This is a genomic window from Bizionia gelidisalsuginis (assembly GCF_008086185.1).
Taxonomy (GTDB): Bacteria; Bacteroidota; Bacteroidia; order Flavobacteriales; family Flavobacteriaceae; genus Bizionia; species Bizionia saleffrena.
Genome location: NZ_VSKN01000003.1, coordinates 160109 through 183828, shown reverse-complemented (window position 1 = coordinate 183828; position 23720 = coordinate 160109). Strand labels below are relative to the sequence as shown.

Below are 23720 nucleotides of genomic sequence, written 5' to 3'. Positions count from 1 at the left end.
ACTCTACGACTTGCTTCTAACGGGAACTTTATAGTCGGCCACAGGAAGCCTGTATTTTTGAAAGGGCTGTTTTAATAAGTACTTTAAACTGGCATTACCAGCGGCATTTGGAAACGTATCGATACCGTAAACAATCTGCTCGCGGTCTCGTTCCATATAGGTACCAAAAAGCCTATCCCAAATGGAAAAAATATTACCGTAGTTAGAATCGGTATAAGGCAGTTTATAATGATGGTGTACTTTATGCATATCTGGAGAGATAAACACGTAACTTAATATTTTATCTACTGTTTTAGGCATTTTTATATTGGCGTGCGTAAACTGAGTCGCTACAAGCGATAGAGACTGATATAAAAACACAATAGCAATGGGGGTACCGATTATAAATACTCCAGAAAGCGTAAAAGCAAACCGTATCACACTTTCTAAAGGATGATGCCTATTAGCCGTTGTTGTATCGACATTATGATCGGAATGATGCACCAAATGAATCCTCCATAACGGTTCTACTTTATGCTCGACATAATGCGCCACGTAAGCACCCATAAAATCTAATAATAAAACGCCTAGCATAGCGTATAGCCACAGTGGCATTTCCGGCAACCAATTTATTAGTCCGAAGTTATTCAGCGTCACCCAATCGGCTGTTTTTAGCAATAAAAAAGCCAATGTAAAATTAACAATTACTGTGGTAAGCGTAAAAAACAAATTAGGCCACGCGTGTTTCCACTTTTTGTACTTGAATTTAAAAAGCGGCAAAGCGCCTTCTAATAGCCAAAATAAAGTAATACCTCCAACCAAGAGAACACTTCTATGAAGCGTAGGTATACTTTCGAAATAATTAATTAAAGACTCCATTCTGCGTGCTACGTTTTAAAAAAATGTGCTGCTTTTTTTAAATTGTTTTCTGATATTTGCGCCCTTAACTTTGTTGCTTCCTTGATGTTGTCAGTATCTTTATAGGCTATGTAATATAGAAAATTATAAAAATTAATATTTTTCGTATTAAGATTCTTCTTATTTATCCTCTCAAGTTGTTTTAAGGCTTTTTTAGATTTATCAAGAATTAGATTTTTTTGAATGTTGTATAATTCCATTTTCTGTGTAAAGAAATGTTTATCACTAATTTCACTCTCCTTTAAAGACTTCTCTGCTTCTTTAAAATAAGCCGCTGAAACTTCTAGAAAATCAGATCTTAAATCCGCATCTAAATACATAGAATAATCCTGATATTTGTAAGCTAATCTAAAGGTATTGGCAAAATTTTCTTTTGTGTAATAATTAATGAGATCTTGGGTTAAAAACGCTGTGCTTAAAGCATATTTAGTCAATAATTTTATGACGTCACTTTTACTCTTGTAACTCATTTGCTGATAAATTACTTTCCCATTTCCATCCATTATAAAAATATAAGGAATACCCTTAACGCTATATTTAGCAGCTAAAGCTCTATTAGTATCTAAATCTATTTTAACAGAAACATAGTTTTGCATTAATATTTTAACGTCATCCTTACGCCAAGATTCTGCATCCATTCGTTTGCATGGTCCGCACCAAGACGCCCAGAAATCAACTAAAACTAACTTATTTGTTCCTAAAGCTATTTTCTTAGCGTCTTCTAAAGAGCTTAACCAATTATCAGCCTTTACAATAGTTGTGGATAATACAGTAATAAGTAAAATTATGACAGCTTTTTTCATCAGTCGGTTTTTTAATAGTTACTAAATATAATGAATTTTATATTTATAATTAAAAGCCGCCTTATTTTAAAACTTTATTCGCGCTTTCATAGCCTCTACAATATTATAGGCAGCAGGGCATATCGCTACATTTTTAAGCGTAATGTTTGAAATTTGTTGAAATTTTTTACGATCGGTATGTGGGAACTCCCGACACGCTTTTGGTCGCACCTCGTAAATAGAACAATAATTATCTGCCCCCAAGAATGTACAAGGTACAGACTGCAACACATAATCATTATCTTCATCAACCCGCAGAAACTGATCAACAAACTGCTGTGTTTTCATTTTAAAATGCTTCGCTATACGGTCTACATCTTTGTCGGTAAATAGTGGCCCAGTTGTTTTACAACAGTTTGCACACTCTAAACAGTCGGTACGCTGAAACTCTTTGTCGTGGAGTTCCTGCATAATATAATCTAATTGTTTGGGCGGCTTTTTTTTTAGCTTTGTAAAAAACGCGGTGTCCTCCTTATGCTTATCTTTGGCCAACTTTGGCAGATTATTAATTTCGTCTTGCATTGTACAAAAGTATAAAAGAGATTTCCGTTTTAGAGGGAAATGAAACACATTTTTTAAATGAAAGACCTTTTCGGTACCGCATTATTAGATTATCAGAATAATAATTATACAGAAGATATTATTACCTCAACCAGTATCTCTGAAGAAGACACACTTCCTATCCCCTATTTATTTAGAAGTTTTGACGCTATGCCATTTATAGAACAGGAGGCGCTATCATTGGTAAAAGGCGCTATTTTGGATGTAGGCGCTGGCGCTGGAAACCATAGTTTATACTTACAAAATAATGGTTTTACAGTTAAAGCTATAGACAGCTCTAAAGGCGCAATTCGTGTCTGTGAATTACGAGGCGTTAACCACTTCGCGCATATTGCCTTATTAGAAGAAACCGAAACTTTCGATACTATTTTACTGTTAATGAATGGTACCGGAATTTTTCAAACGTTTCAAAATATCCCAAAATATCTGAAGCATTTAAAAAGCTTACTAAATCCAGGAGGCCAGATTTTAATAGATTCTAGCGACATCACCTATATGTTTGAAGACGAAGACGGGGGTTTTTGGCAAGATTTACACCAAGGCTACCACGGAGAAGTCGATTATTTTTTAAGCTATAAAGACGAAGAAGAAGTCCCTATGAAATGGCTCTATCTCGATTTCTCGTCGCTACACATCGCCGCTGCATCTGCAGGTTTATATTGCGAAATGGTACACGAAGGTGAGCATTTTGATTATTTAGCGCGGTTGTGGGGGTAAATTCTAACCTTAAAACGAATATCCCTTTTCAGAAAGCACTTCTGCTACTTGATTTGATGTATTGTTAATCCATATTTTTGCCAATCGTCTTAACGAAGCGCTCATTTCTCTTTGAGTATTTTGAATTTTTTTACCAGTAGCACTATTATAAAAGCGATCTAAATACGCCTTATCTTTCTTTGAAAGCGATCTATTTTGCAACATATTACGTCCTGCTTTTGAAGTATACAACTCATTCATCAACTCTAAATCCTGCAGCGTAAAATGTTCTTTATAGGCGCGCGATAACATCGTTGCTAGTCCGTTCTTAGCATACTCTTTTTCTTTTTCTACTATTTTCCACACAGAATCGGGGATGTTATTCGCTTGAAATTCGGTTTTAAAATCTAAAAACATAGCGTCTAAAACAGTATCGTAATACGCTAGTGTGCCATTATTTTCTATACATACTTTTACCGCAACGACATAGCCGTCTTCTTGGGCAACGGCCGACGTTAGCAACGAAAAACTCAATAACAAAGCATACAATAGTTTCATAGTTTTATATTTAATTCATCAAATTTAGCTGTATTTCATTTACTGTTTCACACCATTAATAAAGGTTTGTAGTACTGTTATTTCTGGTATGTTTTCCTCAGCAATGGTCATTATATCTGCATCTAATATAATAAAATCGGCATACTTACCGACTTCAATACTTCCCTTTTCTTCATCTTCAAAATTAGAATAGGCCGCCCAAAGTGTCATTCCTTTTAAAGTTTCTTCTCGGGTTAGTGCATTTTCTTTCTGAAAACCATTGTCTGGATAGTTATCGGTATCTTTTCTCGCTACCGCAGCGTAAAAAGTTAATAACGGACTCACCTGCTCTATCGGAAAATCGGTTCCTAAGGCTATTTTACCGCTAGCCTCTAAGAGTTCTTGATACGCATAAGCACCACGAACACGCTCTGAACCTAATCGGTCTTCAGCCCAATACATATCGCTTGTAGCGTGTGTAGGTTGCACCGATGGAATAATATTTTCATTTTTAAAATACTCAAAATCATTATCCGTAATAATTTGCGCATGTTCTACTCTCCAACGTCTATTTGTTTTATTTTGAAGTGTTTTCTCATACGTTTGTAGCACAAACCGATTTGCAGAATCGCCAATAGCATGCGTATTCATTTGGTAACCTGCTTTTTCTATTTTAACCGCTAAAGCTTCAAATTCAGAAGTTCCAATAACCATATTTCCAAAATGATTGTGTTGATCGCTATACGGTGCTTTTAGCGTTGCTCCACGCGAACCCAATGCTCCGTCGGCATAGACTTTCACCGATTGTACATTTAAACGCGGTGTCTTGATTTTGCCTTGGGTGAGGTAATAATCTAAATTCTCTTTGGTATTACTCACCATCGCATACACGCGCATTTGTAAATCGCCCGTTTGTTGTAAACTATCTATTAATTCTATAACGGATTGGTCCAAACCAGCATCGGAAACGCTTGTTAAACCTAATGCGGTGCAATATTTTTGAGCATCTAACACCCCTTCTATTTGCTGTTTCCTGGTCGCTTTTGGAAACGTAGCATATACTATTTCCATAGGGTTATCAATTAAAACTCCCGTGAGTTCTCCGTTCTCTTTTAATATTTCTCCGCCAGTTGCTTTTGTTTCTAAGGTTATATTCGATATATCTAAAGCCGCTTGATTGCACAGCAGCGCGTGACCATCGATACGTGTTAATGCTACGGGAGTATTAGGAAACAAACTATCTAATTCTTTTTTGGTTGGGTATTCTTTTATTTCCCAATCGTTTTGATCCCAACCACGACCAGAAATATAAGGTGAGTTGTTTTCTTTTTGAAAAGTTTTAACACGCTCAATAACGGCGTCGAAACTAGTGGTCCCCACTAAATTGACTTTTTGTAAATTCATTCCTAAGCCATAAAAATGACAATGTGCATCGATAAACCCCGGGACTATGGTTTGGTTCTCCGCATTTATTACTTCTTTGGCCGTGTATCTATTTTTTATAGATGCCTCAGTGCCAACAGCGATAAATTTACCATCGGTAATAGCAAAGGCTTCTTGCGTGTCGAAAGCCTCGTTTACAGTATACACTTTAGCGTTTAAGACAATGGTGTCAACTTCTGTTTTGTTATTTCGACACGCAGATAATGTCAGCAGTACTATAAGGAAAAAGTAGTTTTTCATAATTAAGTTGCAGATGTAATAGTGTAATTTAATGATTATGGTAAATGTACGCATAAAAAAAGCCTCAAATTGAGGCTTTTTCTATTTATGTATATTGATTTGAATAGATTACAAATCGAATTTGTAAGTTGCTCCTGCTAAAACTTGAATACCTTGAACCGGCGTGTTTTGCCATTTTTGGTACGTCTCGCCTACTAAATTATTTCCTTTAGCAAACACCGATAAGCGATCGTTAATATGGTACCCAACGTTCGCATTAATATCGAAGTAACTATCTAAATCGACAACAGTCGTCAATGGAGTGATTAAATTTGGTGCAGTATATAAATCTTTACGCTCCCCGACAAAAAATAAATTTGCGCCTGCAAACCATTGGTCAGTAATTTGATAATCGGTTAAAACAGATACTTTAATTCCTGGTAAATTCCACGCTTCAGCTTCAGCATCGGTATTGTAAGCGAAATACTCTCCTTTTACTCCTAAAGTGAAGTTGCGATTTAAATCGACATTCAACCCTCCCGAAAAACTAAAAGTGTTTACATTGTCATAAACCACCCCAAAAGAGTTTCCGTAGGTATAATCTTCTTCAGTAGCTGTAATATCATTATTTATAATAAGTCCTTTATTTTTCTCGGCCTTATAATTTCCGCTAACAGTGTAACTCATTGTATTCGAAATCTTTCCTTTTACTCCTAAAAAGGCATCATATTGTTTATCGGTGGGCGCAATAAATAATGTTGGCGATACAAACGGATTTAAGTTCGCATAATCGTGGTAAGAATTCTGAATCAATCCGCCTTTAATTCCACCAAAAGCAATGACAATCTCATCCACAACACGATACGTCGCTTCTATATTTGGGTAAATATAAAATTTACTCTCACTCGCTTCTGTATTATTTAAAAGTGTTGCTGTGATGCCGATATCAAGTGTTAAATCGTCTTGTTTAAGTTGATAGGTTGGCGTAAAACCCACTTGAAAATTGCTATAATCGATAGCCGTATTTGTATAATAGTTTCTCTCGAAGCTTCCGCTTAAATAATCGAAATTTACTACCGTAGAAATAGCCTCATCAGCGACAGGTATAACGCCTCCTATTTTAGCTGTCACTCTGTTTTCACCCGACCCTTGGTTATCACCAAAACGTCTAAATAATACCGAAATATCATCGACATAAGACTCTTCAAAACGAATATCTCCAGTAATGTGTGCCGTGGTAAAATTGTGAGAAACATCTAAAGAATCAGCAGTGCTTTGCGTATATAAACCTTGTTGAATGCCATACCAGTTATAGTTTTGAAATTGAAAACCTCCACCAACATTCCAGCTTAAATCTCGACCCTTATTAGCATAATTAAGAGTCATTTTAGAATCCATAAAATTATCATCTAACAACACATCGTCAATACCACCACCCGAAGAATGATGCCCTACATAAGCGCTAATATTCTCATCGCGGCTTAACTCGTGATTTAAATATACTTCTCCTAAAACTGTCGTGTACGACCCGACTCCCAAAGTCGCATAATTATTGAATAATTTTACGCGTTTTGCTTTGTCTACAACAGCTGCTTTTCCTTTGGCAGGTGTAAACGTAGACGCTACGGGAAAAGAAAATATATTGTACTCAATCTTCTTTTTAGTTAAGGTCTCATCGTCGTCTAAAACCGGAGCTTCTTTTACTTTAAAAGCATCCGAAATAGTTGGCGTATACGGTTTAACCACGTCAATAACTCCCGGTCGCAACGTGTCTTGTTCGCGTTCTTGTGCAAATGCAAGCGATACCATCAATGATAAAGCGATGCTTAAAATTTGCTGTTTTTTATTAAACATATAGTTGTGTTTATTTTTTAATAATGGTGATTGAATTAAAGCCTTAGCTTTTTAATCTTCAGATTGTACTGAAGCATTAGTTTTTGCTTGTTCGGTTTTAATTTTGCTTAATTCCTCTTGTGCTTCGGCAACAACCTCTTTGTAGTCGGTGAAATTTTTAGTCACACTTTCTAAAATGTAGGTGGCTTGAAACGCATCGCCTAAAGCATTATAGTTTTTTGCCATAATAATTAAGCCTTTAGCACCATAAAATTTATAACCCGAATAGTCCTTCGCTAAACGTTGAATGACGGTATTACTAGCGTCGTGCTGTCCTGCCTCATTTTTAAAAAAGGCATTGTAATAAAGCGCTTCGGCAGCAGTTTCTCCCGTGGCTGTTAACGCTACTTTCTCGTAAGCCAATTGTGCTTTATTGCCGTTTCCTGTTTGCATTGCCGAGCGTGCAATAATAACATACGCATCACTTTTCACTTTATTATCCAAATTGGAATGCGCTAATACTTTCTCAGCATAATTTACAGCGTCATTATACTTTTTAAGCTGGTAATTGGCTTGCATTAAATTAGATTGTGCAAACACACTATTTTGAGGGAAATTCGCTTCAACATCTAGTCGTTTTAAAACGGGGATGGCTTCATTCCAATTTTTGGTGTCTAATATAATTTGCGATAAACGCAACAACGCTTCTTCAGTAAATTCGCTTTTAGGGGCATTTACAACATATTCAAAATGAGGTTTTGCGGTGTCTTTTAGATCCTTTTTAAAATACAGTTGCGCGGTGTAAAAATGGGCTTGTTTAGAGTGAAGGCCTTCTGGAAACTGATTAATATACAGATTAAACTGTTTAAGGGCATTGTTAGTATTGTTATCTAAAAACTGTTTTTCGGCCGCTTCGTAAGTTGCATTATCTAAATCGGCATCGGTTACTTGAACATAATCTAAAGTCTGAACCCAAGCTGCATAGTCGTTTACCTGACCTAGATCGATATAAATTAATCGCGCTGTCGATACTGCTTGATTCGCTTCTGGCGAACTAGGAAACTCACGTGCCACTTTTTTAAATTTCGTTAATGCTAACTCATTTCTATTGTCATTATAATACACTAATCCTTGACGTAAAAGTGCTTTCGATACAAACGCGCTGTTTTTATAATCTACACTTAAACGGTCGTAAACACCTAAAGCTTTGTCATTCTGATTATTTTTAACGTAAGCATTACCCAATGCATACATCGCATCGTCTCGTAATTTCGATTCTGGATATTTAGAAATAAAACGTACTAACTCCCCAATATTTTTGGCGTCTTCACCAATATACCCGTAACTAATCGCTTGTTGAAAAAAGGCATAATCGGCTTCAATTTTACCGACTTGAAGTGCGCTTTCATACGTTGAAATCGCTTCATTATAACGACTAGACACAAAATACGCATCTGCCAAACGTAGGTAGGCATCATTTAATCGCACCTCTTCTTTTTTATTAGACGTTACAAATTGATTGAACGTGTTTATCGCTTGCGGATAGTTCTTTAGTTTGAAATAGGTATAGGCTAAATTATAGTCTAAGTTTTCAAACTCTTCAGTTGCGGCTGCTAATGCTTGTTGCTGAAATTGTTTAAAACCAATTAGGGCATCCTCATAATTCGAAAGGTTATAATCGGTTTCCGCTTTCCAAAAGGTTGCTCTGGCTGTAAATTTTTCGTTTTGCTGCTCACCTAAAGACCCTTCGAACATTTTTAGCGCGTCTTGGTAATTGCTGTCATTATACAATTCTAAACCCCTATAAAATGCCACTTTTTGGTACGCCATTTTATACTCGAAACTGTTTTTGCCTTTTAATAATATTAAAGCTTCTTTGTAGTTTTTTGAAGTAATGTAGGAGTCGATTAATAAGGTTTCTATTTCGGCCGTGTAACCCGATTTCGGGTAGTTATTTAAATAATGCGTTAATACCTGCGGAACCGATTGGTACGGATTTCCTATTTCATAACTAATTTTAGCATAGTTTAACCACGCGTCTTCTTGAATTTTTAAGTCGTAATCCATTTGAGAGGCATTACGAAAGGCATTTAAAGCCTCTTGCTTTTTATTCAGATTTACATAACTTTCCCCTAAATGGTAGTAGGCATTTTGTGCCACACTATTATCGCCTCCAACAATTTTGTTAAATTCTGAAATGGCTTTATCGTAATCTTTCTGCTTGTAATACGCATAACCTAACTGGTAATAATCGGTATTGTTCCATTTTCCCTTTTTGCCTTTGTATGCATTTAAATACGGAATGGCCGCGTCGTACTGTTCTAAATTAAAATAACTCTCACCAATAATTTTAGACAATTCTGACGCTTCATTTCTATCACCCGTTCTTAATTGTTCTGTTGCCAATGCAATCGCTTTTTCAAACTTCCCTAATTTAAAGTTCAAATCGGCTTGATAATAAGACAGCTTTTCTTTGTATCGTTCTTGATCGCTCACCTGATCGAAATAGGCATTGGCCTCATGATAATCGTCTCCTTCATACGCCATAAACCCAATATAATACTTGGCCTGAGACCCATATTTTTGGGACGTTTGTACTTTACTTAAATATTTCTTTGCGTCTTTATAATTTTTAGTGGTAAACGAAGCGTACCCATTATTAAACTGAAACGTTTCACGATCGTCACGACTTAAAGCACTCTCATCTACTTTAGCATACCATTTTTGAGCGTAAGCATATTTTCCATTTTGAAAATAGTAATCGGCGACATCTACAAAAGCGGTATTACGTTTGGTACTGGTTGGAAAATCTTCGACAAACTCTTCGATTAAGGTATCGGCGTTTTGCTGATTTAATCGCACCGCGCAATTCGCGATATAATACGCACAATCTGACTTAATATTTAATTCGTCCGTATCTTTTTGAATGGTATTAAATACGGCTTGTGCAGCTAAATATTGCTGATTGTTGTACAATGTTAATGCCCGTTGATAATCGACCAAATCGTTGGTGTACGTCGCAGATTCCTGAGCAGAAACCTGAATACTAAACCCGATGGCTAATATGCTGTAGAAAATATGTTTTTTAGTCATTGACTATTTGGTTTTAAATTTAATTTCAAAGATAATTATATCTTAAAATGTTAACGTTAGAATTTTGTTATAATTATATCACTTATCATTAAAAATCAGGAAACCTTAATTCTGTCTCTATTCACTACAAAGGACGTAACAAAAAAAGTTCTCCTTTCATTTATCAGATAAACGACGGCGGATAGTTTAACACTATATTGTTTCAAATAATGTATTTACTTTTCATTTTTAAGCAATTATTGATTACTTTGTGCTCTTAATTTAAGAGGGGTTCCGATAACGGTTTTTCAGCTTAAAAAAATGAAATAAACACAATGCCTAATACAGTTTTAGAGTTTAAAGATGCGTCTATTTTTCAAGGTGACAGTCTTATTTTGTCCGATGTTAATGTAAAAATTAACAAAGGGGATTTTGTTTACCTCATTGGTAAAACAGGCTCTGGAAAAAGTAGTTTTATGAAAACACTCTATGCCGATATACCATTAAAAATTGGAGAAGGACAAATCGTCGATTTCAATTTAAAAACACTTAAAGAAAAAGACATTCCGTTTTTAAGACGTAAGCTTGGTGTGGTATTTCAAGATTTTAAATTACTTACCGATCGTACTGTAAACGATAACTTACTCTTTGTTTTAAAAGCTACGGGCTGGAAAGATAAAATGGAAATGGTAAATAAAGTTGAAAGCGTTTTAACTAAAGTAGGAATGAAAACGAGTGGTTTTAAATTCCCTCACGAACTTTCTGGTGGTGAGCAGCAACGTATTGCAATTGCTCGCGCTTTATTAAACGATCCGGAACTTATTTTAGCCGATGAGCCTACAGGGAATTTAGATCCGCAAACAAGTGTGGAAGTTATGGAAGTGTTGCAAGAAATTAATAAAAATGGCAACACCATATTAATGGCAACCCACGACTATGCATTGCTTTTAAAATACCCGAGTAAGACCTTAAAATGCGATGAAAATCAAGTGTTTGAAGTGGTACAAAGGAAAACGCAAGTTTAATGCATCGCCATTAAGTACAAAGAAGCATTTTCTTTTTCAATCAGGTTTATAACAACTCCCCCCTTCTCTTTTAGGTAGTTCAGAATATAATCTTCTTCGAGCGCTTTACTCGTTTTAGACTTATATTTATGAGAGAATACCAACCATACACGTCCTTTTAAAGTGGCTAATTGCTGATTATGTAAACTGAAATCTTTACGATTATTAGCGCCTAAAATTACTTTATTTTTAAAATTAACAACTCCTATTTGGCTGTAATACTCGTACGCATTTCTATTTCCTGAATAGATGTAAATATGCTCATTAACTTCAATATTATCAGTAACAAATTGATAGATAGGTCTTACGTGTTCTTTTTGATACGGCAGTTTAAACGATAGAATGACCACATAGATTAAAATAGGTAACGCGGCCACCGTTGCCACCACTTCTTTTTTATAGTGTTTAGCACCCTCACTATATAAGCGTCCTAAACCATAGCCCAATACAAGCACATATAATGGCACTTGATACACTAACAGCCGTGTTGAAAACGGATAAAGTTTAAGTGCCGATAATATAAGGTGAGTCGCGATAGGAACAAATATAAAAAACAATAAGGTGTAGGCTTTGTCTTTAAGTATAAAATAAAGCCCCATAAAAAAACTAATAGCAATCACCCCATATAAAACAAGTTGTGATGTACCTCCCAAAACGTAAGTAAAAATATGTTTTAATGTAAATAAACCCCAGCGCCAAAACTCATACGAAAACGGATTTGTCGGCATAAAGGCATCAGTCCAATACTTTTGCATTCCAGCTGTACTAGGATGATTATAAACAAACAAAATAAAATAAACACCAAAAGCAAACAGCCAAACAAAGCCCGGAATAAGTAATGTTTTAAGTGATTTTCGTTGAAAAAATAAGACATAAAGCCCGATGGTAAAAAGGACTATAACCGAAATATTAGATAAGAATATACAAAGAGCACCTACCAGACTTAAAGTGATTAATTTAGTTTTTTCGTCTTTATACGGCTTAAAAAAAAGATAATATAACAACAAAACAACCATAACATCAACACCGTATTGTTTCACTTCCGAGGCGTAAAAAATTAGCGTTGGAGACAGACAGAATAGTGCAGTGACAAACCAAATAACCACTCTGTTTGAGGTGAGCTGTCGCGCCACTTTAATCATTAAAATTACTGAAATAAAAAAACACACTAATGGAAATAACCGCAAACCATATTCGCTATTGCCCAAAATACTTGTAAAAAACTTGGTGATCCATAAATATAAAACAGGAGCCACTTGCACACTGTGCAAAGGATCAGTTAGCTCCAAATAATTTTTATCGATAATGTTTAAAGCCAGTTTAGCTTCATCAAGCCACAAACTTCGGTTAAAAGCATACTGAAAAACAGCTAATAGATATCCTATGGTAACCGTAATAACTATTTCAATAGGGTGCTTCATAATCTAAGGATTACTTCTTATAAATATGAGGGTTTTTACGAATGCCCTTTTTAAAGACTTTTCTAACTAGCATTCGCAAATTAGCATCAACATCCAAAACCAAATTAGTAAACGTTTGATGCGGCCGTCCTCTAAATTTTGTAATATGAAAGCTATCCGATGTTTTTAACGGTACATCACTAAAATAGTAGTTAGAGATGCAACAACGATGCGCTGCAACATTCACCTTAGTCACCGAATGCCAAGACGTTTGGTGCGTTGCCATTACGACCAATCTATTACATTTACTTTCTAAAACTAACGGCGCTTTTTTAGGGCCGTCGGGCCAAAGCTCTAAATGCCCGCCGTTTTCAGTTTTCCAATTGGGAGTGACATAATACAACAAGTTTAAAACACGCCATTTTTCGCGTTCAACATCGTGAGAATTATCTAAATGCGGATTCAAAAAATTATCTTTGGCCATTAAAGATAGACCCCCTGCGTAAAGTGAATCGTCTGGATACAGTTTTTCAATACCACAGATCTCCCCTATTAAGCTAACGATTTTCTCGTCTTGAAACGCATAAATTACTTTTTCTAATAACGGATGGTGCTTGTTCATTTGTGCCGAGACATGCTTGAATTCTTTTATAGATTTTAACACGCGCATTTCGGAAGGATCCGGAAAAACGCCATAGCATTGTTCCGCTAATTCTTGTGGCAATAGATTATCGACATAAAAAAAACCAATAGTTCCTTTTGTAGTATTAAACTGAACCGTTAATTCCTCCTTATTTTTAAGGATTTGGGTATATATTAAGTCTGATATTTTATGAATGTCCACGTCTAAACCTATTTAAATTCCTGTCTGCAATTTAACATTATATCTTCTAACTTAATGGATAAATTAGAGGCTATTTAAATTTAAAACTACACTTAAAAACAGTACTTTTAACACTTGTAATAACCTATGATTTCAATATTAATCCCTACATATAACTACAAGATTACCGAGCTTGTTAATAGCATACATAAACAACTCGAGCTTACTAATGTCCCTTTTGAAATTATAGTATTGGAAGACGGCAGTACGCAGCCTAACGTGGAGATATCGCCTTTAGATTACACTTCTATTTTACGCTTTAAAGAAAATAAGGGCCGTGTTAAAGCCCGACAGGTTTTAGCTCAAAAAGCAAAATTCGATTGGTTACTATTTTTGGATGCTGATGTGCTCCCAAAGAACTCCACTTTTATAGTTAATTATTTGGAGTGCCTTCCTAAAGATTACGATGCTGTTTTTGGTGGATTTTATTATTACAACACCCCACCCGAAACCTCTTTAATGCTACGTTGGAAATATGGCAAAACGAAAGAGCAAGTACCTGCTATAATAAGAAACAAAACGCCGTTTAAAATTATAATTTCTGCAAACTGCCTAATTAAAAAAGAAGTGTTTACTAAAATTAATACAGCTATGAACCAGAAAAAAGGTTACGGCTATGATAATTTTTTTGGCGCACTTTTAAAAGAAAACAACTGTAAAGTACTGCATTTAGATAATGAAGTGTACCATTTGGGAATTGAGGAAAGCACGCAGTATTTAAATAAAAATGAACACGCCGCTTTAACCCTTTTAAAACTAAAAAATGCAGGTAATATAGTAACGCACGACAACGATTTATTAAAACTTTTTATAAAAATAGAAGCAAATAACCTAATTGGTGTTGGCCGTTGGTTTTATAAACTGTTTGGAGCTTCTATGAAAAAACAACTTATAGGGAACAACCCAAATATCACTATTTTACAAGTGTACCGTATTAGTTATATGTGTTTTAAAGCCAGAAAAACTATCTAATTTTGTGCTCTAAAAACATATCGTAATCTCTAATATAATCGGTTTCTTCGTATTCGTTAGAAGCAAGAACCAAGCAAATCGCTCCCGAAGAGAAATTCTCTAATTCGCGCCAAATACCAGGCACGATTAACAGCCCCTTATTGGGTTTATTTAAGGTCACGGTTCTTTTAGATTCACCATCTTTTAAGACCACATCGAAACTACCACTAATAGGAATTAAAAATTCGTTACACGCCTTATGCGAATGACCGCCCCGATGAGCATCGCTTGGAACATCGTATAAATAATACACACGCTCTATTTTATAAGGCAATATATTCTTCTCAATAACCGATAAATTACCTCTTCTGTTTTCGTCTATTATTTTAGGAATCTCAATGATAGACACCGAATGAATAGTATTATTTTTCATAAATAAGTTCAATTTTTTTAAACACTTTCAATTAAAGCATTCCATTGTTTGGAGATGTTTTCAATTGAAAATTTTTCAACACTTTTCTTTGTATTTGCTTTACATAAGCGATACAGCGCTTCGTCTTCAACCATCCTATTTAATGCTGCTGCAAAAGCGGTAACGTTGTTATTCTCGACTAAGAGACCGTTGTACTCATCGCTTACAATTTCTTTGGGACCCGATTTACAATTTACCGATACCACTGGAGTTCCGGCTGCTAAAGACTCTAATAACACCATAGGAAATCCTTCATATCGACTCGTTAAGCACACCATTTTTGCATTCTCAACATAATATAAAGTATCGGTAACAAAAGGAATAAATGTAATATATTCTTTTAAGTTTAATTGTAGAACTAAATCCTTCAAATATTTCTCATCTTGCCCTGAGCCCAAAATTAAAAGCTTAACATTTTTACTTGCTAAACTCGAGACTTTATAGGCGTTTATAAGCAACGTGTAATTTTTAACGCCATCTACCAATCTTCCATAGGCTAAAATATAAGACGCAGGGATACTAGTAGGGCTCGAACTGTCTCTTTCAGGAAGCGCATTGTATATCTGCCCCACATTTTTAAAATGGAAAGCATCTTCAATTTTTTCTTTAATTTCTTTAGAGACCGCGACTATTTTAAAAGCCTTGCCATATAATATTTTAGAGATCACTTTGGATTTCGGGAAATAGGTCGTTAAATTATAACTTCCTACAATGTATATAACTTTTGATTTATTATAGATAAAATTAGAAATAATTAATTCTTTTAAACCACTTGGCCTTGACCGACCATCTATTATAACATCGAATTTTTGATCTCTTAAATAGTCTTTAAAAAGCATCAGCCGTTTAAAACGACCAATTAAAGAATTATCTTTATTTTTTAACGCGCCTAAATTTAATAAAGTGCCTTGATATGAATAGTCTATATGATTTAAAACACTAACAATATGAACGTTGTAACCTAGATTGAAAAGCATTTTTGATAAGTTAGCCGATGCCTTTTGGGCGCCGCCTTTTCCTAAGGAAGAAACAATGATACAAATCTTTTTTTTATTACTACAATTCATTTATTTTTATTGATCTTTCAACAAATATAGTGAATGAAAATCTTATTAATTGGAGAATATAACGCTTTACATTATACTTTAAAAGAAGGTCTAGAAGCTCTAGGTCATACCGCGCTGGTGGTTGGAAACGGCGATGGTTTTAAGAAAATTAAAGTGGATGTAAAATTTAATATGCGTTATAATTCGGGGCTCTTATTTTATATAAAACGTATTATTTATAAGCTTACAAAAACCGATATTACGTCGCGAGATATTGAACGCCAATTTAATACTTTTAAAAAAGAGTTTACCGATTACGATGTTGTTCAACTTATTAATGAAAGTCCTATAAAAGCGCATCCTAAAACAGAGACTAAACTATTACAGTTTATTTTCGATCATAATAAAAACGTCTTTTTATTATCGTGTGGTACCGATTATGTGAGTGTAAAATATGCGGATGAAAAGAAATTTAGATATTCAATTTTAACGCCTTATTTTGAGAAAAAAGGAACTAAAAAAGCGTTTTGGCACGCTTTAATGTACATTACCCCTCCTTATTACGCACTGCATCGATTTATTTATGGCAACATTAAAGGCGTTATAGCATCAGACTTAGATTACGATATCCCTTTAAATAATCACGATAAGTATTTAGGATTAATACCTAATCCCATAAATACGGATAGACTTAAATTTATACCCTTAGATGTCTCAGGTAAGATTGTAATTTTCCACGGTATTAATGATAATAATTATTATAAAAAAGGAAATGATATTTTTGAAGACGCTTTGAAAATAATACAAGAAAAATATGGCAATACTGTTAAAATCGTTACGGTAAGAAGTTTACCGTATCACGAATACATTAACACGTTTAATGACGCTCATATTCTTTTAGATCAAGTCTACGCCTACGACCAAGGTTTTAATGCTTTAGAAGCGATGGCAAAAGGAAAAGTCGTTTTTACAGGGGCAGAAAAAGAATGGTTAGAACTTTATGATTTAGAAGAGGACACTGTGGCAATTAACGCACTTCCTGATGCGCAACACATTGCCTCAAAATTAGAATGGCTTATTTTAAATCCGGAAAAGATTGTAGAAATTTCTAAAAACGCTAGAGCTTTTGTCGAAAAAGAACATCATTACGTTTCGGTTGCAGAACAATATGTAAACCAATGGGTATCGCATAGCGAAAGTTGACCTCTTATTTCACTTATAAATACTAAATTACAAAGGCCTCTTATGTATTAAAGAGCCTTCTATACGTCCGCTACTTGCTCCTGACTATTACCAAATAATGAGGTGCCAAAAATAAGTAACACGATACTATAATACAGAACATAAGTTACAAAATGTGCTATTGTTGCTCCTTTTACGCCATAATGGTCTATAAAATATAAACTAGAAAAATACAATACTCCAAGTGAAAAGGCTTCGGTTAATATATAGTGCCAAAACATTTTTTTAGCTATAAACTGATAGGAGATAACAAGTGCTAATACTTTAACAAAATCACCCAATAATTGCCATAAAAATAAATCTTCTACGGGTATAAATTCCTTTGTAAATAAAATCTGAACAATAAAATGTCGTAAGAAATAAATAATAATAAGTCCTAACCCGAAAATAGGCATTATGGTTTTATAGAAATGAAAAACTTCTTTTCGGAATCCCTTATCTGTGGTCACTTCAGAAAAACGTGGTAACACATAAAGTGTTAATAGCGAACCAATAAACATTAAATAATATTTAGAAATACGCGTAATAGCTTCCCACATACCGGCGTCTTCCAAACTCACAGTATCTATAATATACGTACGAATACTAAGCGCTACAAAAGGAATTAAAAGCGCTGAGAACAAAGCCATCCCGGAATAAGAACTTAATTGTTTTACAACTTGTAAGCTAAATCGGCGTAGCTTAAAATTAGAGAGATACCCCTTTTGTTTAAAAAGGGCGATAAGCGTAATTAAAAGAAGCAAAGCCTCTGTTGTCACTACTGCAATTAAGGCACCTTCCAATTGCCGTTGCCATATTAATAAAATGGTAATCGTAGCACCGAACACCTGACCTAAACCGTTAAGAAAGATGAGATGTTTAAACTTAGAAAGTCCATTTAAAATAGCAAAAACAAGCCTATTTAGTGCGTAAAACGGAAGTGCAATAGCAAATATTTTTATGATATATGCAAAATCGTAAAAGTCTTGAAAAATATGACTACTTAATAAATCCGCATTAAAATAACAGAGAAAAGACACTAAAAATGTAGAAATAAATCCCAAATAATAAACAGTAGATAACGTCTTAGTTAACGCTACAGCATTATTTTTAAACTGTGCGACATATTTTATAACACCATTATAAAGCCCCAAAATAGAAAAGCTTTGAGCTGCGGTTACAAAATTTCTTAAATTTCCAACTAACGCTAAACCTTCAGCCCCCAAAAAGATAGCGATAACTTTTGAGGTTAAAAATCCTGCTATAATTTTAATAACTACAGTAATAGAATTAAGCGATGCGATCTTAATTAAAACATTCGTGTTTAAATATTGAAGTATGTTTTTCAATTAAAAGTCATTTACGAGGTCTATTATTTTATCGACTTCACTGATTTGCAACACCGGACTTATTGGTAAACTAACACAATTTTGATGTATCTTTTCGGTGATAGGCAAAGACAATTCTTTGTAAGCTTTTAACGCGTTTTGGTGGTGTGGAGGAATAGGATAATGGACAGCTGTTTCCACGCCATTTTCTTTTAAATAGTTTATAAATGCTTCGCGATTTTGCACCAGAACGACAAACAAGTGAAACACGTGGTTTTTAGTGCCGCTATAGTAGGGCAGCGTCACTTTTTCATTGGCAATACGCTGTAAATACCGTTTGGCAACAGCACGCCTTTTATCATTATCGTCGTCTAAAATATTTAATTTTACTTTTAGAAACCGGGCTTGTATATCGTCTAACCGGTTATTAGTACCTAGTCGCTCATTTACATACTTAGAAGAAGTACCGTAATTACGTAATTGTTTAATAACGGTTGCTAGTTCTTCGTTTTTTGTGGTTACAGCACCAGCGTCTCCTAACGCTCCTAGGTTTTTACTAGGATAGAAGCTAAAAGCTGCTGCCGCGCCAAAATTACCCGCACGAATACCTTCATCATCTTCTGCTCCGTGCGCTTGTGCCGCATCTTCTATTAAAAGTAAATTATGTGTTTTACACAAATATTGTATGGCTTTCATATTACAAAGTTGCCCATATAAATGCACCGCTAAAATGGCTTTAGTTTTTGGTGTTATATGCGCCTCGATGGTCAAGGATTCTATATTAAAAGTTGCGCTATTTGGCTCTACAAACACAGGCTTTAATCCCGAATTAATAATAGCAATAATTGAGGCGATGTACGTATTGGCCGGCACCAAGACTTCATCCCCTTTTTGTAAAATACCGAGTTCTAAATAACCTTTAAAAATAAGTAATAACGCATCGAGACCATTACTAACACCTATAGCGTGCTTAGACCCACAATAGGCAGCAAAATCGGTTTCAAATTGCGAGACGCCTTCCCCTAAAACGTAATAACCAGAATTTAAAAACTGTGTAAATTGTTCTTGAAATAGCGTATCGAATCGCGCATTTATTTTGTGTAAGTCTAAAAATTTAATCATAATAAAACGGAATCTAAAAGTGTGTATTTACTGGTTTGTATACTATAAAAATCTTGAGTAATAGCACGCGCACCAAAGCCTTCTTTCCAATAAAGCAGTCCTGTATTTATATTTTTACCGGAATTCTCATTAGAAATACCAAAATCGAAATACCTTTTGTCTTTAAAAACCGTATCGATTAAGTGGCAATGTAAAAAGTCTAAACTTCCTAATTTATTATTATCTTGATTTCCTGAGATGTATTGTGAATGGGCCACGTGCTCGGTTTCAAAAATGGTAGTCCCTGCGACTAATTCGTCTTTATAATACACATTAAACTGACGAATAGCTTCAGGAAAATCGGACTTAAGTTGTTGAATTTCCTCGAGACTATGCACCGGTTTTGTAGCGTACTTATCTTTTAAATTCACTTCTAAAAGATCTTTCCAAAAGCCGCCTAGTTGCTGTTCTTCTTTTACTACCAGTCCCATCTTAAGTCCGCGTTTACAGCCTTCTTTCCTATCTTTAGACCGCTTAACCGCTTCTGAAAGTTGTAGTACCGATAGCACATCGCGACGCTCTAATTTTGCTTGCAGAATAAACATAAGGTAGTTGAGCTCATCGTTGGGTGAACTCGCATAAATATGGGGTAATAATTTTAAGCCTAAAGTGGTGATTTTGGCATCTGATAATTGTTTTAATACGGCTCTAAAAATAGCTAACACGTTATTAAATTTTAGCTTCTTATCAAATAGCAATCCGCCATACGTTAATCCTTGATGCGATATCACCGTATTACCGACTTTATTCGCAGGAAAAATAGCGACTAATTTTTCATTTTTAAATACCAATAGCGAAGCCTCTTTAAAGCGATCACTATGATACTCCATAAAATCACGATGAAATAAAAATGTGGCGTTCTTGGCTTCCGAAATAAAAGTATTCCAAAGTTGCTTGTGGACGGGTTGGTATGGTTGTACTGAAAAAATAGCGTTTAGAAATTAGATTTTTAAAAACTGAAAGTACTCATTTAATTATAAAAAGTGCGCTATTTTATTTGGAAAGCTTTTTAAAAACAACGGTTCCATTTTCGTCTATACTTTCATAAACACCAAAGGGCGATCCTTTCTCAATAACAAGATAGCTTTTATCCTCCTGTAGCGCATTTAAATAAGACTCATCTTCACTTAAATACGAAAACAATACTCTAAATATATTAACATTTGTTTTTAATCTATCGTCATAATCTGGCGCTTTATTGTCTGGCCACTTAACGGCAAACAGTGTTGTAAAAACTGATGTCACTAAGGAGCTATCTTCTTGTTTTGTTTTTGACTGGAATGTATAGTCCAATCCAACAAACCCGCCGTGATCCGCGGCTATTATTACAATAGCATTTTTATCGTTATCTTCAATAGTACGCACAATACTTTTCAACCAAACATTTGCTTTTTCCAAGGATTTTAAATAGCCTTCGCGCTCTTCATCTTTGCCTTTAGAATCAGATTTATAAGTAGAAATATGACTTGGCGACATCTGTTCTATAAAAAAGAAATTAGTAGTCGTCGCATTATTTTTTATTACTGAAGGCAATTCACTTTCAACATCTTTAACCACACCAAACCCTCTCGCCATAAAAGATAATTCACTATGACCGATATTACAATAGTCGTATCCTAATTTCGCTCTATTAACTAATAAATAAGATTTATGTAACATTAAAAAAGTCTTATAACCATTGTTTTTTAAGACCGTTAACACGGGATTACTCCCAACAATGGTTTTTCTAGAATTGTAGACTTCGTTGGCTCCTTTTTTTGGAGTGTTATAGTAATGATGCTTCATTGAAAACATAGAACTATTAGAACTTAATGTCGAATAATAGTTACTTCTAAAGCCCTCATATAATTTAAACCCACTGGTACTTAAGAATTGTTCAAACTCATTATTATTAAAATTATAAGGTGCTTTTCTTAATTCCGAAAAATTAGCATAGCCATCAGGTTGTATAACATATATATTTGGTTTCTTTTTAAACACAGCCTCTTCGATAGCATCTGGTTGTTTCGCCCAATCATCGGTATATGTAAGGTGTCTGTGCGCATCAGGAATAAGCTTAACAGCTACAAAAGCTGCTAATAGCAACTGTAGTACCACGGCCTTTTTTAAATGGTTATGCAAAATAAAACCCAGAATAAAGGCGATCACTAAAATGACGGCCAATAGTTTTAACTTCAAGCCTTCGGTACTTAACAGAATTAAAAAGCCTAGCCAAGAGAAGTTTAATATAGCTAAGAGATGACTGCCGTACTTTTTTAACCCGTTGATTTTATTAATAACAACGTAAGCCACATAAAACACCACCATTGGAAGTATTAAAAACAGACTTATAAAAAAAGCAAACTGACTCCATGAGTTGATAAGGGTGAAGTTTGCATTATAATAGTACAAAAGCGGATATAATCCTGAAGCAAATGCCGCTAAAAGAGGGTATTGTTTTTCACTGTCGATAAAGGCATAAAATAGTACTCTAATTGTATTCATCTTTACGTTTTAATAAGAATAACGTGCGCTTAGAACCTTCAATATTTTTTTGTTCTACAATAGTATAGTATGAACTATAACTCGCTATAAAATTATCTAGATTATAAAAATCAAAATAAGACTCAAACTCGCCTTTAGATTTTAATAGTCGTTGTACCCAAGAATCGTCGCGCTCCGGAAACTCGATAATGAGATGTTTTGAAAACGAAGCAAAAAAAGCTGCCGAATTTTTAAAAGGAACATTCCCCGATAAAGACATATGGTGAATTACTGCCAATGCCAATGTTACATCGGGTTTAAAAGCAGCAATACGCTCTATAAACGACTGCCTTTCTTGATTATTAAAACCGATAGCCGCAGAGGGATTTAAAACGTCTAAAACAAAGGGAGTAATGTAAGTTTCTTTGTTTTTCTTTATTTGCTTATAATTAAAATCTACAGCATTATTATCTATATCACATACCAAAGCGTGTTGCAAAGTTGCGGCAATACGTCTTACAAAAGTACCGTCGTTGCCCCCAACATCTATTAATGTTTTAGTATTAAGTGATGCTACCCATTGGTTTATAATCGTCGATTTTAAAACAAAAGCATCATCTGTATAATTGGTTTTATTATAATATTCTCCCCACTCTGAGGGTTCTTTAAGCTCCAGTTTTTTAATGTAGTTATATAGGCTTTCAATAATATTTAGTTGTCCTTTTTTAGACAACTCTGCAGCTTTCGCCTCACCCTTATAATCTTCATTATGCTTATCTTCAAACTTTGCTAACAAGTAAATGTTTGAATATAAAAACGGGTTGAGTTTAGTCTTAAATGGCAATAACGATGCGATTGTTTTTACAGGAATACCATCGAGAAAATTGTTTGACAATTTTAACATTTCCGAACCGTGAAAATGAGCTAATACCAAAGGCCCTAGAAAATGAGTTATAAACTGTTTATAGGCACGCCACGGGGTGTTTTCTTGATAAAAATCGAAGGACAATGTATCGATAAAAATCGCCTTTCCGTTGTGAAACGTAATATTGAAAGCCGAGGCATCCTTTAAAGAAAACTGATGTTCTAAGCAAAACTTCTGAAGCTTCAACGTTAATAATGCCGCTTCTTTATATTGATTAAAACACCACTCATAAGGATAAGTAATAAACGGAATATTTTCCGGCTGAATAATAATCTCATCGTCTGAAGCCGACAACTCTTTATGCATTACTAAAAGTTCGTTTTTAAAAAGGGTTTTAAAAAACCCCGAAGACTTCAGTTGCTTATATTGGTCGAAATAAACAGGATTAATAACGCGCTTAATAACGCCATTGTCGGTAAACACGTAACCCGAAGGATCTCTAAACGAAGACGAATGAATAGCTTTACTGGTCACTACCTGGTTTGTTTTCGGTCTCAGAATCGTCGACATTAATATCGTCAAACAAATCGTCCTCTTTTTTTGATAGCCCTAAAAGCAATTTAATTTTATACATCACGCTTTTAGAAAACAATATAATTCCAGCTACGGCCGCTATTGCAGCTTGAAGAATCATAGCTCCTAATCCTGGATCGAAATAAAGACTGTACATATAAGTGTTTTTTGTAAATATAGAAAATCTTAGCAG

Annotated in this window: 21 protein-coding genes; 4 read left to right on the top strand and 17 right to left on the bottom strand. The window is 34.7% G+C overall.

Going from position 1 to position 23720, the window contains the following annotated elements:
- Positions 1-3 precede the first annotated feature (3 nt).
- From ES677_RS03905 to ES677_RS03895, 3 genes are all read right to left on the bottom strand, one after another.
- The gene (locus ES677_RS03905; RefSeq protein ID WP_148380489.1) at positions 4-858 is read right to left on the bottom strand and encodes a sterol desaturase family protein; all 855 of its coding nucleotides are present in this window, start codon (positions 856-858) and stop codon (positions 4-6) included.
- Between the two features lie 8 nt (positions 859-866).
- On the bottom strand, positions 867-1700 hold the full coding sequence (locus ES677_RS03900) for a thioredoxin family protein (RefSeq protein WP_148380488.1): 834 nt from the start codon (positions 1698-1700) through the stop codon (positions 867-869).
- 66 nt (positions 1701-1766) lie between these two features.
- Entirely contained in the window at positions 1767-2261 is a 495-nt protein-coding gene (locus ES677_RS03895) for a YkgJ family cysteine cluster protein (protein ID WP_148380487.1), read from the bottom strand.
- Positions 2262-2318: 57 nt separating this feature from the next.
- Between ES677_RS03895 and ES677_RS03890 the strand changes: the two genes are divergently transcribed.
- A complete protein-coding gene (locus ES677_RS03890) occupies positions 2319-3017 on the top strand; it encodes a class I SAM-dependent methyltransferase (protein WP_148369724.1) in 699 nt (232 codons plus the stop codon).
- Between the two features lie 9 nt (positions 3018-3026).
- On the opposite strand, the gene ES677_RS03885 is transcribed toward ES677_RS03890, so the two are convergent.
- The 4 genes from ES677_RS03885 to ES677_RS03870 all read right to left on the bottom strand — a co-directional run bounded on the left by ES677_RS03885 (position 3027) and on the right by ES677_RS03870 (position 10121).
- The gene (locus tag ES677_RS03885) at positions 3027-3554 is read right to left on the bottom strand and encodes a DUF2059 domain-containing protein (RefSeq protein ID WP_148369723.1); all 528 of its coding nucleotides are present in this window, start codon (positions 3552-3554) and stop codon (positions 3027-3029) included.
- A 39-nt stretch (positions 3555-3593) separates the two neighbouring features.
- The gene (locus ES677_RS03880) at positions 3594-5216 is read right to left on the bottom strand and encodes an amidohydrolase (protein ID WP_148369722.1); all 1623 of its coding nucleotides are present in this window, start codon (positions 5214-5216) and stop codon (positions 3594-3596) included.
- Positions 5217-5324: 108 nt separating this feature from the next.
- Positions 5325-7049, bottom strand: coding sequence for a TonB-dependent receptor (locus tag ES677_RS03875; protein WP_148380486.1), 1725 nt, complete (start codon positions 7047-7049; stop codon positions 5325-5327).
- A 51-nt stretch (positions 7050-7100) separates the two neighbouring features.
- Positions 7101-10121: a tetratricopeptide repeat protein gene (locus tag ES677_RS03870; RefSeq protein WP_148380485.1), complete on the bottom strand. Its 3021-nt coding sequence runs from the start codon at positions 10119-10121 to the stop codon at positions 7101-7103.
- A 314-nt stretch (positions 10122-10435) separates the two neighbouring features.
- Here ES677_RS03870 and ES677_RS03865 point away from each other — a divergent pair, with 314 nt between their 5' ends.
- Positions 10436-11125 (top strand): cell division ATP-binding protein FtsE, encoded by a 690-nt coding sequence (locus ES677_RS03865; protein WP_148369719.1) that lies wholly within the window; start codon positions 10436-10438, stop codon positions 11123-11125.
- Here ES677_RS03865 and ES677_RS03860 read toward each other — a convergent pair.
- Both ES677_RS03860 and ES677_RS03855 read right to left on the bottom strand, forming a co-directional pair.
- On the bottom strand, positions 11122-12585 hold the full coding sequence (locus tag ES677_RS03860) for a glycosyltransferase family 39 protein (RefSeq protein WP_148380484.1): 1464 nt from the start codon (positions 12583-12585) through the stop codon (positions 11122-11124). The two genes, ES677_RS03865 and ES677_RS03860, sit on opposite strands and share 4 nt — an antisense overlap.
- 10 nt (positions 12586-12595) lie before the next feature.
- Positions 12596-13408, bottom strand: coding sequence for a 2OG-Fe(II) oxygenase (locus tag ES677_RS03855; protein WP_148369717.1), 813 nt, complete (start codon positions 13406-13408; stop codon positions 12596-12598).
- A 126-nt stretch (positions 13409-13534) separates the two neighbouring features.
- Here ES677_RS03855 and ES677_RS03850 point away from each other — a divergent pair, with 126 nt between their 5' ends.
- The gene (locus ES677_RS03850) at positions 13535-14419 is read left to right on the top strand and encodes a glycosyltransferase family 2 protein (protein WP_148369716.1); all 885 of its coding nucleotides are present in this window, start codon (positions 13535-13537) and stop codon (positions 14417-14419) included.
- Here ES677_RS03850 and ES677_RS03845 read toward each other — a convergent pair.
- Both ES677_RS03845 and ES677_RS03840 read right to left on the bottom strand, forming a co-directional pair.
- A complete protein-coding gene (locus ES677_RS03845; protein ID WP_148369715.1) occupies positions 14412-14831 on the bottom strand; it encodes a sugar 3,4-ketoisomerase in 420 nt (139 codons plus the stop codon). The genes ES677_RS03850 and ES677_RS03845 overlap by 8 nt on opposite strands.
- Positions 14832-14848: 17 nt before the next feature.
- Entirely contained in the window at positions 14849-15937 is a 1089-nt protein-coding gene (locus ES677_RS03840) for a glycosyltransferase (RefSeq protein ID WP_148380483.1), read from the bottom strand.
- A gap of 33 nt (positions 15938-15970) precedes the next feature.
- Between ES677_RS03840 and ES677_RS03835 the strand changes: the two genes are divergently transcribed.
- Positions 15971-17119: a glycosyltransferase family protein gene (locus ES677_RS03835; RefSeq protein ID WP_148380482.1), complete on the top strand. Its 1149-nt coding sequence runs from the start codon at positions 15971-15973 to the stop codon at positions 17117-17119.
- Positions 17120-17178: 59 nt separating this feature from the next.
- Here the strand turns inward: ES677_RS03835 and ES677_RS03830 are convergent, their stop codons facing one another.
- The 6 genes from ES677_RS03830 to ES677_RS03805 form a co-directional block, all read right to left on the bottom strand.
- On the bottom strand, positions 17179-18486 hold the full coding sequence (locus ES677_RS03830) for an O-antigen translocase (protein WP_148380481.1): 1308 nt from the start codon (positions 18484-18486) through the stop codon (positions 17179-17181).
- Complete coding sequence (locus tag ES677_RS03825) at positions 18487-19587, bottom strand: DegT/DnrJ/EryC1/StrS family aminotransferase (protein WP_148380480.1); 1101 nt, start codon at positions 19585-19587, stop codon at positions 18487-18489.
- Entirely contained in the window at positions 19584-20456 is an 873-nt protein-coding gene (locus ES677_RS03820; protein WP_148380479.1) for a GNAT family N-acetyltransferase, read from the bottom strand. The genes ES677_RS03825 and ES677_RS03820 overlap by 4 nt, the downstream gene beginning before the upstream one ends.
- A 163-nt stretch (positions 20457-20619) precedes the next feature.
- Positions 20620-22110 carry a sulfatase-like hydrolase/transferase gene (locus tag ES677_RS03815; protein ID WP_148369709.1) on the bottom strand — a complete coding sequence of 497 codons (1491 nt, stop codon included), beginning with the start codon at positions 22108-22110 and terminating at the stop codon, positions 20620-20622.
- Entirely contained in the window at positions 22097-23488 is a 1392-nt protein-coding gene (locus ES677_RS03810) for a class I SAM-dependent methyltransferase (RefSeq protein ID WP_148380478.1), read from the bottom strand. The genes ES677_RS03815 and ES677_RS03810 overlap by 14 nt, the downstream gene beginning before the upstream one ends.
- Positions 23478-23684 (bottom strand): hypothetical protein, encoded by a 207-nt coding sequence (locus tag ES677_RS03805; protein WP_148369707.1) that lies wholly within the window; start codon positions 23682-23684, stop codon positions 23478-23480. The genes ES677_RS03810 and ES677_RS03805 overlap by 11 nt, the downstream gene beginning before the upstream one ends.
- Between the last annotated feature and the right edge of the window lie 36 nt (positions 23685-23720).